At 64.2% G+C, this 17023-nt stretch carries 17 protein-coding genes; 1 reads left to right on the forward strand and 16 read right to left on the reverse strand.

From position 1 onward, the window contains the following. Nucleotides 1–134: 134 nt before the first annotated feature. The 4 genes from CWO89_RS08790 to CWO89_RS08805 are packed head-to-tail and all read right to left on the reverse strand — an operon-like array spanning nt 135 to nt 3415. Nucleotides 135–908 (reverse strand): anti-sigma factor family protein, encoded by a 774-nt coding sequence (locus CWO89_RS08790; RefSeq protein WP_130578235.1) that lies wholly within the window; start codon nt 906–908, stop codon nt 135–137. Continuing rightward, on the reverse strand, nt 880–1434 hold the full coding sequence (locus tag CWO89_RS08795; RefSeq protein ID WP_130578236.1) for an RNA polymerase sigma factor: 555 nt from the start codon (nt 1432–1434) through the stop codon (nt 880–882). The genes CWO89_RS08790 and CWO89_RS08795 overlap by 29 nt, the downstream gene beginning before the upstream one ends. Before the next feature lie 34 nt (nt 1435–1468). After that, a complete protein-coding gene (locus CWO89_RS08800; protein WP_130578237.1) occupies nt 1469–2923 on the reverse strand; it encodes a YncE family protein in 1455 nt (484 codons plus the stop codon). Between the two features lie 9 nt (nt 2924–2932). Next, entirely contained in the window at nt 2933–3415 is a 483-nt protein-coding gene (locus tag CWO89_RS08805; protein ID WP_130578265.1) for a DUF305 domain-containing protein, read from the reverse strand. Nucleotides 3416–3768: 353 nt separating this feature from the next. Here CWO89_RS08805 and CWO89_RS08810 point away from each other — a divergent pair, with 353 nt between their 5' ends. Continuing rightward, nucleotides 3769–6273, forward strand: a complete 2505-nt coding sequence (locus CWO89_RS08810; RefSeq protein WP_463698752.1) for an arylsulfatase — start codon at nt 3769–3771, stop codon at nt 6271–6273. A gap of 254 nt (nt 6274–6527) precedes the next feature. Here the strand turns inward: CWO89_RS08810 and CWO89_RS08815 are convergent, their stop codons facing one another. From CWO89_RS08815 to CWO89_RS08865, 12 genes are all read right to left on the reverse strand, one after another. Then, nucleotides 6528–8183, reverse strand: a complete 1656-nt coding sequence (locus tag CWO89_RS08815; RefSeq protein ID WP_245475835.1) for a xanthine dehydrogenase family protein molybdopterin-binding subunit — start codon at nt 8181–8183, stop codon at nt 6528–6530. Next, nucleotides 8177–8767 carry a hypothetical protein gene (locus tag CWO89_RS47705; RefSeq protein ID WP_245475836.1) on the reverse strand — a complete coding sequence of 197 codons (591 nt, stop codon included), beginning with the start codon at nt 8765–8767 and terminating at the stop codon, nt 8177–8179. The genes CWO89_RS08815 and CWO89_RS47705 overlap by 7 nt, the downstream gene beginning before the upstream one ends. Next, nucleotides 8764–9228 (reverse strand): (2Fe-2S)-binding protein, encoded by a 465-nt coding sequence (locus CWO89_RS08820; RefSeq protein ID WP_130578239.1) that lies wholly within the window; start codon nt 9226–9228, stop codon nt 8764–8766. The genes CWO89_RS47705 and CWO89_RS08820 overlap by 4 nt, the downstream gene beginning before the upstream one ends. A 267-nt stretch (nt 9229–9495) precedes the next feature. Next, complete coding sequence (locus CWO89_RS08825; protein WP_130578240.1) at nt 9496–9798, reverse strand: hypothetical protein; 303 nt, start codon at nt 9796–9798, stop codon at nt 9496–9498. Next, on the reverse strand, nt 9795–10079 hold the full coding sequence (gene minE / locus CWO89_RS08830) for a cell division topological specificity factor MinE (protein WP_130578266.1): 285 nt from the start codon (nt 10077–10079) through the stop codon (nt 9795–9797). Before minE ends, CWO89_RS08825 begins: the two co-directional genes overlap by 4 nt. Further along, complete coding sequence (gene minD / locus CWO89_RS08835) at nt 10079–10894, reverse strand: septum site-determining protein MinD (RefSeq protein WP_130578241.1); 816 nt, start codon at nt 10892–10894, stop codon at nt 10079–10081. The genes minE and minD overlap by 1 nt, the downstream gene beginning before the upstream one ends. A 21-nt stretch (nt 10895–10915) precedes the next feature. Further along, nucleotides 10916–11617, reverse strand: coding sequence for a septum site-determining protein MinC (minC, locus tag CWO89_RS08840; protein ID WP_130578242.1), 702 nt, complete (start codon nt 11615–11617; stop codon nt 10916–10918). Between the two features lie 265 nt (nt 11618–11882). Further along, entirely contained in the window at nt 11883–12623 is a 741-nt protein-coding gene (locus tag CWO89_RS08845; RefSeq protein ID WP_463698710.1) for an aromatic ring-hydroxylating dioxygenase subunit alpha, read from the reverse strand. 138 nt (nt 12624–12761) lie between these two features. Then, on the reverse strand, nt 12762–14147 hold the full coding sequence (locus CWO89_RS08850) for an amidohydrolase family protein (protein WP_130578243.1): 1386 nt from the start codon (nt 14145–14147) through the stop codon (nt 12762–12764). Continuing rightward, on the reverse strand, nt 14144–15703 hold the full coding sequence (locus CWO89_RS08855; protein ID WP_130578244.1) for a GMC family oxidoreductase: 1560 nt from the start codon (nt 15701–15703) through the stop codon (nt 14144–14146). The genes CWO89_RS08850 and CWO89_RS08855 overlap by 4 nt, the downstream gene beginning before the upstream one ends. Before the next feature lie 194 nt (nt 15704–15897). Further along, nucleotides 15898–16506 carry a thiamine pyrophosphate-dependent enzyme gene (locus CWO89_RS08860; RefSeq protein WP_130578245.1) on the reverse strand — a complete coding sequence of 203 codons (609 nt, stop codon included), beginning with the start codon at nt 16504–16506 and terminating at the stop codon, nt 15898–15900. After that, complete coding sequence (locus CWO89_RS08865) at nt 16503–17003, reverse strand: thiamine pyrophosphate-binding protein (protein ID WP_028162666.1); 501 nt, start codon at nt 17001–17003, stop codon at nt 16503–16505. Before CWO89_RS08865 ends, CWO89_RS08860 begins: the two co-directional genes overlap by 4 nt. Nucleotides 17004–17023 lie beyond the last annotated feature (20 nt).

A 17023-nucleotide genomic window follows, 5' to 3' on the forward strand; every position in this document is an offset into this window, starting at 1 on the left:
TGATTTGCCCGACGGTGAAAGCAGAATGTTTTTTACGCGAGGGCTGGACAGACTTTTGCTGATTTGCCCGACGGGTTGTTATGTCGCACCCTCTGCATCCACATCGTCATTGCGGCGCAGAACAACCGTCGCGTTCAGATCGAACGAGCCTGTCTCCGAACCTCATTTGCAATCGGCCTCAAGGACTCCGGAGCGGCGGGGCCGATCAGACTGTAGCCAACGCCGTCGTCAGCCCAGGCGAAGCCTCCAACACCGCCCTGCGATTGGGGCGTCATTGGTGCGTTCTGGTCCGCACGGCTCATCGGTCGGGTCAGCACGACAATTCGCCTGCCGTGGTCATCGTCATACATGAACATTGCAGCGGGGCCGTGCGAACTGGCGACAAGGCGCCCTCCCATCAGCCGGTAGCCGGCCGTAGTCAGATCCGGCACCTTCACCGGCCGATGCAGCCGGTCTGAGAGCCATTGCACGAGTTGAGCGCTCTCGGACGCGCGAACCTCGACAGGTCGGACGCCATCCGGTGCATAGACACTATACGAGATGGCCGCCTCCTGTGCGAGCGCAACCAGTCCGCTCGGCGACGTCTGCAGCGCGCCGCGTACGAACCAGCCGCCGAGACCACCGATGCTCAACAGCAGCATCGCCGCCATCGCCCACCGAACCGGCGACGGTCGTCGCGAACGCTGCTCGATGATGCGCGACAGATTGAGCTCTGCCGGCAAGGGTTCCTCGGCGATCGGCGCGAACGCCGCGCGCAACCGATCGCGCTGATCGCTGAAGGAGGCGACGCGTCTGGCGACATCCGGATGATCACCCAGATAAGCGGCGACTTCTGCCTGCCGCTCCGGTTCGAGGACACGGTCCACATAGGCGTGGAGATCATCCTCCGTGATCGGTCGATGGCTCATTCTTCACGCTCCGTATTGACACAATGTTGTTTGGCGCATCGATCGCAGCGCCTTCGATTTCCTGCCGCAGCCTTTCGCGCGCCCGGGAGAGCCGCGACATCACCGTGCCCGCGGGAATGTCGAGCACCTTCGCGGCATCCGCATAGGAAAGGTCTTCGACGCCAACAAGCAGCAGTACGGCACGCTGGTCTTCGGGAAGTTTCGCGAGCTTGTTCAGAACGTCCTGATACATCAATTTTTGTTCCTGCGCTGCGGCCTCGCCCAAATCATTCTCATTGGTGTTGTCGATCGGGACATGCCTGCCGCGCGTCGCTGACTGGCGAAACTGATTGATCGCCAGGTTATGCAGGATCGTGAAGAGCCAGGCGCGGACATCGCCGTCGCGCCGCTGGTACCAGCGGCTGACCGCACGCTCCAGGCAATCCTGCACCAGGTCGTCGGCATTCGCGCGGTTGCGAACCAGCGCGCGTGCATAGCGGCGGAGCGCGGGTATCAACGGTTCGACCTGCCTCAGCATGTCTTCCATGGCGCTCCGCCTGCAGCTTATTCTCACTCTACCATCAGCGGGTTTGCACCTGTACCGCCTCTCCGGACGTCGTCGCATCTCCGGGGGCAATGACCAGATATCGCCGTTCCGGACTTGCCGGATCCTGGACGATCTGCCGGATCGGCCCAACGGCATTGACGATGGCCGATCCGGCCGGATTGGTCATGAAGGCCGCCAGCGGTTGCAAAGGACCGCTTCCGTCAGCGTGGTCTGCCAGCGCAAGCACGTATTTCTGCTTCGGCGTCAGACCGGTCACCGACGCCTGCAGCACCTGGATCAGGCCCTGATCGAACAGTGAAACGCTCGTCGGAGCTTTCTCGTCCTTTGACCCATCCTTTGGTCCGAGCGAGAGGTGCGCGGCCTGGCCCGCGACACCGAGCGCCTGCAGGTTCTGGCGGTCGTCCGGATCCGGGGCGGCGTTCGGAACATAGGCGATGGCCTGAGGCGCTTGTCCGATCGGGATGTTGGCGATCACCGTATTGGTCGCCGTGTCGATCGCTGCGAGCGCGTCGGCATTCTCAAGCCCGACATAGATCCGGCTGCCATCGCCCGACGGCCACACACCGTGCGGAAGATTCCCGACAGGGATGGTCGCGACCTCCGAAAAATCATCCGTGCGGAACACCTTGACCTGGTTCAAGCCGCCGATCGTAACGTAGGCGAAAGTCCCCTTCGCCGTATGGGCGAAGTTAACGTGGTTGGTGATCGGGCCGCTGTCGATCGTCTTGATCAGATTGAACGGCGGCCTGGCATTGAACACCTGCGTCGTGCCGGTGTCCTTGAGCGTGAACCACACCTGGTTTCCGTCTGGCGTCGCGGCGATGTTCGGGCAGAACGGACTCTCCTGCTTGACCTTCGCGATGATCTTGTGATCGGCAACGGAGACGACGTCTGTCTCCGGGTTGAAGGACGAGCAGATGTAGCCATATTTTTCGTCGGGTGAGAAGATCTGCATGCCCGGACCGCTGGGTGTGGTGATACGGGTCTTCTCTGCGAACGTCTTGCTATCGATCACAGAGATATAGTTCTCGCCCCGCACGGTGACCCAGACCTCCCGGCCATCGGGCGTGAAGAATGCTTCATGCGGCGATCGGCCGACATAGGTCACATGCTTGACGGCATTGGTCGCGGTGTCGATGAAGGTCACCGAGTTCGATCCGATCGAGACCACCGCCAGGGTCCGATGATCGGGCGAATAGCCCATCCCGTGGACGAGAACCTGCCCCTTGTAGAGCGGGCTGAAGTTAACGGGTTGTGGATCGCCCAACCTGATCACGCCGAGGAGCTTGTTATCGACAGGGTCCGTCACCGAGACCGTATTCGAGAATTGCTCCGCTGCGTAAACGCGGTCGTGATGGCTGATCGGCACGTCAGGCGCGGACAGCGCGCCGGGCGCTTGTCCTGCCCAGGCGCCGGAACTGGTTGCAAGCATCGTGCCTGCAAGGAGAAGACTCTTCCAGATCGTCATGGTTTGCTCCTACTTCTTCATTCCCGATGACATGTCCATCGACATGCCTGAGTGGTGATGTTCGACCGGAGTCGAAGCTGGTTGCTGTTGTGTGGGGGCAGGCGCGGCATCCGTCACCGGCTGGCCGATCGCAAGCTTCATGGCTGCGATTTCCTGCATCTGATCGACGATGATCTCCTGCGCGATGCGCCGTAACTGTTCGTTCTTGCCGTAGCGCAGTTCGCTGATCGCCATGTCGATCGCGCCTTGATGATGAGGGGACATCATCGCCACAAAGTCGCGGTCGACGTCGCCGGTCGGCTTGATCTCCATGTCGTTCATCATCTTGATCATTGCGGCCTCGTTCTCTTTCCAGAACGGAGCCTCGTCGGCGGCAACGGCCGGTGGGACAGGCGGGTGGGCTTCCTGCGCAAGCACATGCGACGGAAGAGCAAACGCGATGAGAAGGCGTGCGCCAAGAATCGCAGTGCCTAGACCTGGTCTCGGAAGCATGCCTGACAGCGCCGTCACGGCGCCGTGAAACGATGGCCTACGCATTCTGGCCTCCATATTTGATGCGTTGTGCGGGTGTGACGCGTGCGGGCGCGTCTTATTCCATCGAGCCTTCGAGATTCTGGAGCGGCGACGCGCAGATCTCGGAAAGCGCAGTGATTGCAAAGGCAAGGGCCTGCCAAACGGCCCGATCACATAAACGTTAGGATCCTGATGCCGCGCGGCTTGCCCGAACCTCCACGACCCATCCGTTGATCTACGTCAACACCAAGGTGTCCGGCCCCTACTTCCATGCGGTTGGTGTGCACTTTTGGCCCATGGCAGAGACCCAGTAGGGAGGATCGGTCATGAAAATGTCCGCACTGTTGTCCTGCGCTGTTACGTTGACCGTGCTCACGATTGTGCCCTCGATGGCACAGCAGACGACTGGCGCTGCGGGTTCGCCGAGCGCCACGACCACGATCGACGGCAGGCAACTCCCGCCGCCCGATCCGACGTTTGGCGGCGTGATCAAGGACGACGCCCTGCAATCCAAGCCATGGTGGGCGCCGCGCGTGGTCCCGCCGCAGGGCGCGCCGAACGTGCTGCTGATCATCACTGACGACGCCGGCTTCGGCGTGCCTAGCACCTTCGGGGGTGTCATCCCGACCCCGACGATGGACCGCATCGCCAATGAGGGCCTGCGCTACAACCGCGTCTTCTCCACCGCACTGTGTTCGCCGACCCGCGCGGCGCTGATCACCGGGCGCAACCACCACTCGGCCGGCTTCGGCGTGATCTCGGAACAGTCGACCGGCTTCCCCGGCTATAACAGCATCATCGGCAAGGACAAGACGACGATCGGGCGGATCCTGCTCGGCAACGGCTACGCGACGTCATGGTTCGGCAAGAATCACAACACGCCAGCCTTCACGGCCAGCCAGGTCGGTCCGTTCGACCAGTGGCCGACCGGCATGGGCTTCGAATACTTCTATGGCTTCGTCGGCGGCGATGCGAACCAGTGGCAGCCAAATCTCTTCCGCAATACGACGCAGATCTACCCATTCCTAGGGAAGCCGCCGGGCACCTGGAATCTCGTCACCGCGATGGCCGACGATGCCATCGACTGGGTGACGCGCGTCCACCAGACCGACCCTTCCAAACCGCTCTTCATCAAGTATGCGCCTGGCGCCACGCACGCGCCGCACCACCCGACCAAGGAATGGGTAGACAAGATCGGCGCGATGCACCTGTTCGACGACGGCTACGAAAAGCTTCGCGAGCGCATATTCGAGAACCAGAAGCGGCTCGGCGCGATCCCGAGCGACACCAAGCTCACGCCATGGCCCAGCGATATCCTAAAGCCGTGGGACCAGCTTACGGCGGAGGAGAAGAAACTCTTCATCCGTCAGGTCGAAGTGTTTGCGGCCTACGCTGCCTACAACGACTACGAGATCGGTCGCGTGATCAAGCATTTCGAGGACCTCGGAAAGCTTGATAACACGCTTATCATCTACATCAACGGCGACAACGGCACCAGCGCTGAGGGCGGACCGCTCGGCACGCCTAACGAGGTCGCGTTCTTCAATGGTCTGAGTGAACTGCCCGTCGATGTGCAGATGAGGTTCTACGACGTCTGGGGCACCGAGCAGACGTATAACCACATGTCGGCTGGCTGGTCGTGGGCGTTTGACACGCCGTTCGACTGGTTCAAGCAGAACGCATCCAGGCTCGGCGGCATCAACCAGAATATGGTCGTGTCGTGGCCGGCGCGCATCAAGGACAAGGGTTCCTTGCGCGAGCAGTTCGTCCACGTCATCGACGTCGTGCCGACGATCCTCGAGGCCGCCGGCATTCAGGCCCCGGATTATGTCGACGGCATCAAGCAGGCGCCGATCGAGGGCACGAGCTTTGCCTACACGTTCGATGGACCGAACGCCAAGGTGCCGTCGCGGCACCAGACGCAGTACTTCGAGATGATGGGCCAGTGGGCGCTCTACCACGACGGCTGGATGCTGAGCACCAAGGTCAATCGCGCGCCCTGGCAGGCGTTTGGCCCGGCCAACCCCGATCCGCTGAACAATCAGGTGCTGCAGCTCTATGACCTGAGCAAGGACTTCAGCCAGTCCGACGACATCGCGGCCACGAACCCGCAGAAGGTCAAGGAGATGAAGGAGATGTTCATCGCCGAGGCCAGGAAGCACCAGGTCTTCCCGCTCGACGCCTCGGTCGCGGCGCGCATCATCGCGCCGCGACCAAACATCACCGCTGGACGCACGGAGTTCGTGTACACGCGACCAATGACGGGATTGCCGCAGGGAGATTCGCCGCTGCTGCTCAATGCGTCCTACACGATCGCCGCCGACATCGACGTGCCGCAGGGCGGCGCGGAGGGCATGATCCTGACCTCGGGAGGGCGCTTCGCCGGCTATGGCTTCTACTTGCTGCGGGGCAAGCCGGTGTTTTTGTGGAACCTGGTCGACCTCGAACGCATCAAGTGGGAAGGCCCCGATGCGCTATCGGCGGGCCGGCATACGGTCGAGTTCGACTTCAAGTATGACGGCATTGGCGTCAGCACACTCGAGTACAACAGCTTCAGCGGTCTCGGACAGCCCGGCGCCGGCACGCTGAAGGTCGACGGCAAGGAGGTCGCCACAAAACGGATGGCGAAGACGCTGCCGATGATTCTGCAGTGGGACGAGAGCTTTGACATCGGCTCCGACACGCTCACCGGCGTGAACGATGCCGACTACAAGCCGCCGTTCCCGCTGACGGCCAAGCTCAACAAGCTGACGATCAAGGTCGATCGCCCGCAACTTTCGCCCGCAGACATCAAGACCCTGCAGGCGGCGATGCGAGAGAAGGCCAAGGCCGATTAATTCCATGCCGCCAAACATGCGGGCCGCGCTCTCTCAGGGCGCAGCCGAGGCCCCGATCTCGCCTGTGGCCCATCCCTCGAGACGCCGCTGGCGCGGCTACTCGGGATGAGGTCGCGTCATTCCGGGGCGATGCGCCAGCATCGAGCCCGGAATCCATTGCTCCACCTGCGCCTGCGGCCCGATGGATTCTCTGATGTGCAATTGCACATCATAGTTCGCGACTTCGTCGCGCCCCGGAATGACGAGAGCGGCATCTACACGAAATCGATGTGCTTGTTCAGCGGCAACTCGCGGACGCGTTTGCCGGTGGCGGCGAAGATGGCGTTGGCGAGTGCTGGAGCGGCGGGAGGAACCGGGGGCTCGCCGATGCCGCGGATCGGGCTGCCGCTATCGATGGCGCGTACTTCGATCGCCGGCGCCTGATTGAGGCGCAAGCCTTGGTAGGCGTCGAAGTTCGTCTGCTCGGCGACGCCGTCGTTGAACGTCAGTTCGCAATTGACGGCGTGGCCCAATCCCCAGATCACGGCGCCCTGAACCTGGTTCTCGAAGTTCAGGGGATCGAGCACCTTGCCGACATCGGCGGCGACGAACACATTGTCGATCCGGATGCCGCGCGGCGTGTTCGAGACTTCCACGACCTCGGCCACCGGCACGCCGAATGACAGCGTGAACGCGATGCCGCGGCCGCGATTCTTGCCGAGATCGCTGCCCCATTTCGACATCTCGCCCACCGCTTCAAGCACCCTGCGCGACGGCTCGTGCCAGCACAGCCGGATCAGTTCCTGCAGCGGATCGGCGCCCGCCGCGTGGATCAACTCATCGAGGAAGCCATTGTGCAGGAAACCGTTTGCCGACGCGCCAACCGAGCGCCAGGAACTCACCGGCACCAGCTCCGGCACGCGATAGCCGGTGACGCGATAATGCGGAATCCGCAACGGCTGGTCCCAGGCGCCCGCCACGATCGCGATATCCGGCCCGAAGGTCGGCATGTGCAGCCGGCCGATCTGAGAGGCTGTCACCGACGGACAGGCGACCTTGAGGTCGTAGGCTTCGACCTTGCCATCCCTGACCGCGCCACGCATGCGCGCCATGCCGAGCGGGCGCGGGAAGTCGTGGGTCATGTCCTCTTCGCGCCTCCAGGTCATCTTGATCGCAGACCCGGGATACGCCTTTGCGAGCTCGACCGCCTGGCGGACATAGTCATCCTCGAGGCGCCGGCCAAAGCTGCCGCCTGACATCAATGAATGAAGGTGGATCTTGTCAGGCGCAAGCCCGCTGACTTCGGCCGCCGCCGCCACCAAGAACAGCGGCATCTGCGTGGCCGTCCAGATATCGAGCCGTCCGTCCTTGAGCTGGACCACGGCGTTCATCGGCTCGAGCGGCGCATGCGCGAGATATGGCACCTTGTATTCGGCCTCGATCACGCCATCGCCCTGCAGCGCGGCCTCGATATCGCCCTCATCTTTGAGCCGACTGTCCTGGCGCTCGCCGGTGAAGGAGGCCGCGACGGTCTCGAACATCGCCGCACTGGATGGAGGATAGGGCGCCGGTCCCCAATCGCATTTGATCAGTTCCGCCGCCTTGAAGGCGCGCCAGGTGTTGTCGGCGATCACGCCGACCCCGCCGGTGATCGGCACGACCGCAATAACTCCCCTCGCCTTCTCCGCCGCACTCGCGTCATATCCCTTGATGCCGCCGCCGATGCCGGGATTGGCGCGAACCGTCGCATAGACCATGCCGGGCATCCTGATATCGATGCCGAAGGTCGCAGTGCCGGTCGACTTCGCGACGATGTCGATGCGCTGCATCGGCTTGCCGAGATAGCGCCACTCCGACTCCGGCTTGAGCCGGACCTTGCGCGGCGGCTCGATCTTGGCGGCTTCCGCTGCCAGCGACGCGTAACTCAGCATCTCGCCGCGCGCGTGATCACGCTGCCGTCCCTGGTCTTCAACTGGTGCTTTGGAATTCCGGTCCGCATCGCCGCCGCATGCAACAGGACTTCGCGGGCGGCCGCCCCGGCAATGCGCATCTTCTCATAGGCATCGGCGACCGACGACGACCCGCCGGTGATCTGCAGTCCCAGGAACTTGCTCACCGCATCGCCCACGACGCGCGCAGAGCGCGCCTTGATGCTGGTGTCGGTTGCCGGAACGGGAAGGCCCTCGGCGGCGGCGATGCCATTATAATAAGCATTGCTCGGCGGCCCGAAATCGATCCTGATGTCGTTCCAGGCAATATCGAGCTCCTCGGCGACCAAGGCCGCAAGCACTGACGCGACACCCTGTCCGAGATCGGCGCGCGGCGTGATGATGGTGACGCCGGTCTGGTCGATGCGCACATAAGGCGTCAGCGCCGCCTGCCCATCGCCAAGCTCCTTCAGCAGCGGATTGATCGGCTCGCGCTTATAGGCATAGACGCCGAACGCGACGCCACCCGTGATCACGGCAGTGCCGATCAGGAAGGTGCGCCGCGCGATGGTGCCGGCCCTGCTCATGTCGGGCGGCCCTTGAGTTCACGCGCCGCGGTCTTGATCGCGGCGCGGATGCGCGGATAGGTGCCGCAGCGGCAGAGATTGCCGGACATCGCCTCATCAATGTCGTCGTCGCTCGGATTGCCGTTGGCGCGGAGCAGCGCGGCGGCCGACATGATCTGGCCGGACTGGCAGTAGCCGCATTGCGCGACCTGGTGCTCGACCCACGCCTTTTGGACCGCATGCAGCGCCGCCGGTGTGCCCAATCCTTCGATCGTGATGACGTCGGCTTTGACATCGCCGACCGGCAGTGAGCAGGAACGCACCGGCTCGCCGCCGACATGCACTGTGCAGGCCCCGCACATCGCAATTCCGCAGCCATATTTGGGACCGGTGATGCCGAGCACGTCGCGCAAGACCCACAGCAGGGGCATCTCGTCTTCGACCTCAACCTCATGCGTCCTGCCGTCGACGATGAGCCGCATGCGACCTCCGGAGCCTATGCGATGACGATCCTCGATCGCATGCGCATCTTCTCTGCCGTTCAGGTCAGAGTGGAGGCAGCCTATGCCAAAGCGCTGGCTCTGTCATAGCGGTTCGGAGGCAGTTCACACACGCGTGTGCGCTTTCGCGGCATCACGCCGCACGCAATCGTAGCCCGGGTGAAGCGAACGCGTAACCCGGGACCGCTCGCAAACGTAGATACAGACGTCCCGGGTTGCGCGTTGCGCTTCACCCGGGCTACGAAAGTATCAGGCGCGGCGGCGCTGCGGGGTACCGCCGACGTTGGCGTCCCAGTTGCTCCAGCTTACGCTGGCGAGGCTTCGCCCGTCGGTGGCCAGCGGCCGCTTGGTTCGCCGCTCGTAATCGGCGATGCAGCGCTCCGCTTCCAGGATCTTTCGCTTCAGCTCGCTGATCGCCTGCTCGGTCTTCCGGTTGAAGGTCGGGATAGGGGCGCCCCCGAACCGGGCGATCTCCAATTCCTTGAGCGCAGCGCGCTGCTTCCTGACCTGCGCCCGTTGCCAGGCAATATGGCTATCGCTGTCCGCCGTCATGTCGCAGCCACCAGCTTGGATCGTTGCGTAGCATTGGGCACTTCGATATCGACCTCGAGCATCGAGACAAACTTGCCCCGATCCATCTTGACCACGACTTTCTCCGGATCGAGATCGACATGCTTGGAAACCACGGCGAGGATTTCGGATCGCAGCATTTCCAACAGTTCGGGCGCGCCGCTGCCGCCAACCCCGCGTTCATGCGCGAGCAGGATCTGCAGCCGTTCCCGCGCAACAGGCGCGGAGCCAGAGCGGCCGCCGATAAGCCGCAGGAGATTCATCATGCCGCCCTCCGTCGTAATAGCCTGTTCATCAGTCCCTTGCGTTCGACCGGCACCGTCATCGGCACCGTCTCGCCCATCAGGCGGCGCACCGCATCCATATAGGCGCGGGCCGGCGCGCTGGTGGTGCTGTTCAGCGTGACCGGGCAACCGACATTGGATGCGCGGAGCACGTCCTGACTCTCGGGGATGATGCCGAGCAGCGGCGTCGCAAGGATTTCCAGGATGTCGTCGATCGAGAGCATCTCGCCGCGCGAGGCGCGCGAGGCGTCGTACCGGGTGACGAGCAAGTGCTTTTCGACCCGCTCGCCCCGCTCCGCCTTCGCGGTCTTCGAATCCAGCATGCCGATGATGCGATCGGAGTCGCGCACCGAGGAGACTTCGGGATTGGTGACGATGACCGCCTCGTCCGCATAGCGCATCGCCAGCGTCGCGCCGCGTTCGATACCCGCCGGGCTGTCGCAGAGGATCCAGTCGAACTTGGTCCTGAGCTCGTTGATGACCCGCCGCACGCCCTCATCCGTCAGCGCGTCCTTGTCGCGGGTTTGCGATGCCGGAATCAGCCACAGATTCTCCAGGCGCTTGTCGCGGATCAGCGCCTGCGAGAGTTTCGCGACGCCCTGCACCACGTTGATGAGGTCGAACACGACCCGCCGTTCCGCGCCCATGACGAGGTCGAGGTTGCGCAAGCCGACATCGAAGTCGATCACGACAACGCTTTGTCCGGCTTGCGCGAGAGCCGCACCGAGCGCAGCCGTGGACGTCGTCTTGCCGACGCCTCCCTTCCCAGACGTCACGACCAAAACCTTGGCCATTTTCTCTCCTCCTTTGGTCGATCAATTCAGCGCTGTGATTTTGAGGGCATCGTCTTCGAGCCACGCCTGGGCCGGCCGGCTGCGCAGGCTTTCGCCGATGTCCTCTGCGGTCTGGTAGTAGCCATCGATGGCCAGTAGTTCGGCTTCGATCCTCTGGCAGAAGATCCGTGCCGATGAATTGCCGTTGATGCCGGCCATCGCGCGGCCGCGCAGCGTTCCATAGACGTGGATGGAACCGCCGGCGACGATTTCGGCGCCCGAGCCGACCGAGCCCAGCACGGTGACATCGCCGTCGGCGAACACGATCGACTGGCCGGAACGCACCGGCTGGTCGAGCAGCAGCGATGTCTGTTTCGGCTTCGCTGCCTTGGCTTGCGGCTTTGGCGGCTCAGACTGCGGGAGCCCGCAGGGCCGGCCGCCCGTGAGCAGCGGCGGCAGGCTGTTGGTGAGATGGTCGGGGCTGACGCCCTCGATGCCGAGCACGCGGATATTGCGCTGCTCGAGGTTGGCGACGAGATGCTGGATGGCGCTCTGGCTGAGGTCCAGCGCCGAGAGGTCAAGCACCACGGGCTTGCCGACGAAAAATCCGGGCGAGCGGGCGAGTGTCGCGTCGATTTCCCCGAGCCAGCCCACGATCGGGACAACGGGGGTAAACACGAACGCAACGTAGGATCGGCCCCGCATGCGGACCAGTTGACGGTTTGACTGCACAGGTGCGTCCATCGCGGCCGACTCAGCTCCTTTTCGAATGGTTAATGATCGGTAGCCATGGTTAATCATCCGTTAACGAGACTGAAATTCCACGGAAAAAGGTAAAAAAGGCCCATCATGCGGCGCCGGAGGGCAACAGCATGACGGGGGCACGCCGAATCAGTGGCGCAGCGCCGTAGCCCGGGTGGAGCGTCAGCGTAACCCGGGGACCACTGGCCAACGCTGATGCCGCCGTCCCGGGTTGCGCTTCCGCTTCACCCGGGCTACGGGGCAGAGGTCATCGCGAGCCGGCGATGGTGCCGTAGCGGAGGCCCTTTTCCTTGAGCCAGCGGCGATAGGCGACGGAGGAGCTGTCGGCGCGGGTCGGGATCTCCGCGCGTGGTTCGAGCGGCAGCCGCAAGGGACGCTGGTTCTCGACGATGATGCGGTCCTGGGAAAAGATCACCTGCTCGAACTTCAGCATGTCGTTGTAGGCCGACTGCGCGTCGACCAGGAACATCACCGGCTGGGCGCGGCACAGTTCCTCCTCGATCGGCTGGATGAACAGCGCGATCGCATCAAGCCGCGAGGGAGCGGAAGGGCATACGCGGTAGAGCATCACCGTAAACGGCGACGGCACGCGGTAGGTGAGCTGCACGAAATCGCCGGCAGATTCCGTCACGGCGATGCGCGGCTGGAAGAACCGGCAATTGGTCGCCCAGACCTCGTCAACGTCGCGGCGGATCTCGCTCTCATAAGTCGGCACCTCCGTGTGCGGCTCGGCGCCGAGAATGTCGTGATGGACGAAAGGGAAATGCGCCATGTCGAGGAAATTCTCGATCACGCGCGGCGCGGAGGTGCGCAGCTTGACCCAGCCGCAAATCACGAAGCGGCGGTCCTCCTCCGCGGCCTCAGCGATGTCGAAGATCTCGCGCCGCGGCTCGCCGAGCGTGGTCCAGAGGCAGCCGTAGCGCTCGCGGGTCGGGAGCGGCGCGGTCGGTGTGCCTCGCGACGAGCTCCCGTACGCGCGGCGCGCCATCGGCGGCGCGGTCGACGATCAGATCCTGGCCGAGCAGGCGCGTGAGGCGCGGCGTTGACGCCACCTCGGACAGCGTCTCGATCGCGTACCATTCGTTCAGCGCGACGGGATCACTGGTTTTCGCCATTGCCTGCCCCGTCAAACCGCGCCGGTCCACTGCACCGAGCCGTGGACGTGCTCGGCGAGCCAGGCGGCGCGGCGCGCGAACAATCCCGGCGCCACTTCGTGAACATGATCGATCAACGCGCGCAGATCGGCCGTCGTCAACTGGCCGTCCTCGACGACGATCCGGCCATCGACCATGGTCAGCGCGACGTCGCCGCCGCGCACCGCATGCACCAGATTGTGCTGCAGGTTGAAATAGGGTCCTTCGCCGAACAGCGGCGTCATCCGCGGCGTGTCGGTGCGCACCGCGATCAGGTCGGCCTTCTTGCCGATTTCGAGCGAGCCGATCTCATGGTCGAGACCGATGGCACGCGCGCCCATGATCGTACCCATCCGCAGCGCGGTCCAGGAATCCAGTGCAGCCGCATTGAGCGATTTCAGCTTGCCGAGCAGCGAGGCCGCCTTCATCTCCTCGAACATGTCGAGATTGTTGTTCTCCTTCTCGCCGTCGGTGCCGAGGCCGACCGCAAGCCCGGCCCGCAGCATGGCCTCCACGGGGGCGATGCCGCTGGCGAGCTTCATGTTGCTGACGGGGTTGTGCGCCACCGAGACGCCGCGGCGGGCCAGCAGCGCGATCTCGGCATCGTCGAGCCAGACCGCATGCGCGATCATCGCCCGCGGCGTCTCGAACAAGCCGAGATCGTCGAGCACGAACATGGGCCGCTTGCCGTAACGCTTCTCGAACTCGGCGACCTCGATCGAGGCCTCACTGCAATGGGTGTGGAAACCGGTGCGGTGGCGTTTGGCCATCTCGACGGCGCGGCGTTGCGCGGCTTCGTCGGAATAGAAGAGATGTTCGAGCCCGACCCAGACGGAGATGCGGCCGTCCTCCTTGCCGTTCCAGGCCTCGATTAACAGTTCGTTGTCGTCGAGCGTATCGAAATAATTGTAGTCGGGATGCTCGCCGACATAGGGAACGGCAACGAGACGATTGCCGATGGCACGAGCCGCCCGCGCGCTGCCGTCCATGAAGCGCCACATGTCGACAGTCGTCGTGGTGCCGGAGAGCACGCTTTCTGCATAGCAGAGATAGGATGCGGCCTCCGCTTCGTGCGGCCGCAGCACGCGGTGCATCGGGTTGATGTGCAGCCGCAGCCAGTCCCACACCGGCAGGTGCTCTGCCGTTCCGCGCAGGAAACCGGAATGCATGTGGCAGTTCACCAGCCCCGGCATGACCAGGCAATTCCTGAGGTAGGTGACCTCGGCCGCAGGCTCGGCGGCGCAGAGCGCGGCGCTCTTGCCGACCGAGGCAATGCGGCCGCCGCGCACCAGCACCGCGCCGTCAGGGATGACGCGGTTGGCTTCGTCCATGGTCAGGACGAAATCAGCGGCGATGATCTGGTCCTTCTGTGCGTTCATGGCAGCCGCTCTGCAGGTTTCATGCCGGTGATGAAATCGGCGGCGCGCTCGCCGATCATCACCACGGGCGCATGGGTATTGCAGGACGGGATGATCGGGATCACCGAGGCATCCGCGATTCGCAGGCCCTCGACGCCGCGCACGCGCAACTGTGGATCGACCACGGCGCGCTCGCCTGTGCCCATCGCGCAGGTGCCGCAGGTGTGGAAGAAGGTCGAGCAGCTCATGCGGATGAACTCGATCTTCTCGCTACGGGATAGCAGACGGTCCGGCGCGGCCGGCGCAGCGATGAGGTCGGCGAAGGCCCTGGTGGCGGACAGTTCCATGATGGTATCGATCCCGGCGATCAGCGCTTCGAGGTCGGCGGCCTCGGCGAGGAAGTTCGGCTGCAGATCGATCGCCGCGCCCGGCTCGGCACTCTCAAGCCGCATGCGGCCGACGCTGGTCGAGCGCATCAATCCCGGCGACATCGCGAAGATGTCGCCGGAGAGATCGTAAGCCGAGGCGACCTCATCGTTGGCGTTGCGGCCCTGCACGACAAAAGCGTGGAGATCGGGCGCGGCGAGCGCGGCAGCGCTCTTCCAGTTCATCATGCTGCCGCCGCCATTGTCGCGCACCGGCCCGAGCGGAGTCTTGGCGCGAAAGTTCATGCCCATCAGCAGCGGATGGTCCTGCAGATTCTCACCGACGCCTTCGAGATCGGCCGTGACTGATATGCCGAGCCGCGCCAATTCTTCCGCCGGCCCGATGCCGCTCATCAAGAGCAGCCGCGGCGTGTCGATCGCGCCGAGCGCCAGGATGATCTCGGAGTCCGCGCGCGTCTCAACAACGGCGCCGTCGATGATCGAGCGTGCCGCGCGGGCGCGGCGGCCCTCGAAGGAAAGGCCGATAGCGAGCGCATTGGTGTGGATGGTGAGATTATTCCGGTCCATCACCGGCCGCAGATAACCGCGCGCCGCGCTCCAGCGCTTGCCTTCGCTGACGTTGAGATTGGCGAGGCCGGCGCCCTCATTGGTCGCGCCGTTCGGATCGTCGATCACGGGGATGCCGAGCTCGGCGGCGCCCGCGATCATCGCGCGCGCAATCGGGTGAGGATCGCGCGGGCGCTCGATACGCAAGGGACCGCCGGCGCCGCGATAGTCGGAGGCGCCGCCCTCCCAGTCCTCGCTGCGCTTGAAGTACGGCAACACGGAACGGAAATTCCATCCCGTCGCGCCCGCCGCCTCCCAGGCGTCGTAGTCGGACGGATGGCCACGGTACCACAGCATCGCGTTGAGGCTCGACGATCCCCCGAGCACGCGGCCGCGCGGAATCGCGATGCTGCGTCCGTTCAGCTCGCGCTGTGGCGCATAGCGGTAGCCCCAATCGTAGCGGCCACCGAGCAGCGCGGTCCAGTGCGCCGCATCCTCGATCGCGGCAATGCCGGCATCCGACGGCCCGGCTTCGAGCAGCAGCACGCTGGCATTGCTGCGCTCGGCCAGCCGCCGCGCCACCACCGCGCCGCCGGATCCGCCGCCGACCACGATGTAATCATAGGCGGGGAGGAGCGCGGTCATGGCGACGGAGCGACGCGCGTTGTTTCACCTCTCCCGCTTGCGGGAGAGGTCGCTGCGCGAAGCGCAGCGGGTGAGGGCTCTCTCCGCTCGCGACAGCGCGAATCGTGGAGAGACCCCCACCCCGGCCCTCCCCCGCAAGCGGGAGAGGGGGCGCAGCTTCGTGTTGGCACCATTCGATCCAATCTCACCATGCGCTAATTGTGCTCGCTCGGGCCCATGATGACGATGTTCTCGGTGCGCTCGACGTGGCGGACGAAGATGTATTTGTCCTCGCGCCCGTCGCTGTGCTTGCGCTTGATGTCGGGCTGCACGGTGCCGGATACTTTTGCCACGACCAGATACGGCTCCCGCGCCGCCAGTCCTTCCGCGCAATGCTTATCGAATTCCTCCACCGTGTGCGCGGTGTGGGCGCGCGTCACGCCTGCGCCACGCGCGATCGCGGCGATGTCGACGCGGCCGCTCGCGGTGTGCGTCGGCGGGCCGCCGATCGACTGGTAGCATTCATTGTCCCAGACCACGATGAAGAGGTTGTTCGGCTGCTCGTTGGCGATGGTGGCGAGGATGCCGAGGTTGAACATCATGCCGCCGTCGGTATCGAGCGAGACGATGCGCCGGTGCGGCAGGCCGGCGGCGAGCCCAAGGGCCTGTGCGCTGACGCAGCCGAGCTGCTGCTGGAACAGGCTGGCCTCGCGCATATGCGGGGCGGCGTTGTACCATTCGTCGACGCTGGCGCCGAGCGAGAGGATCACGAGCTCATCGGAGAGCCTGCGCGCCAGCGCCTTCATGCAGTCGAACCGCTTCATCGCACCACACTCCCGCCCAGCGCGACCGCCGAGTGATAATAGGCTGAGTAGGACCAACTGAACGCATCGGTGATGGCGCGCTCGATCCGCTCCTCTTCCGTCACGATGCGATAGGGAATCCGCAGCGCATTCAGCACCGGCTCCATGGTGATGCCGTGCGGGATCGCCCACCAATTGTTCTCGCCGAGCTCGCCGCGATAGCTCATCAGCATCACCACGGGGATGCCGGCGCCGAGCCCCATCCGCGCCAACGGCTCGACCGAGGCGCGCAAGCCGGAATTCTCCATCACCAGCGCCGCGCGCTTGCCGGACAGGAACACGCCACCGCAGATCGCCGCCCCCTCGCCTTCATTGGTGACGCGAATGGTGCGGATGTCAGGGTCGGCATCGAGCGCCGGATAGAGCTCCTTGAACAAAGAGTCCGGCAGATAGCAGACGATGCTGACACCTGCTTTCTTCAGGCCGCGGATCACGGCGTCGACGGCGGATGGCTTCATGCAGATTCCTTTTCGGGCAA

It is taken from the genome of Bradyrhizobium sp. Leo170, from assembly GCF_004296405.1.
GTDB lineage: Bacteria > Pseudomonadota > Alphaproteobacteria > Rhizobiales > Xanthobacteraceae > Bradyrhizobium.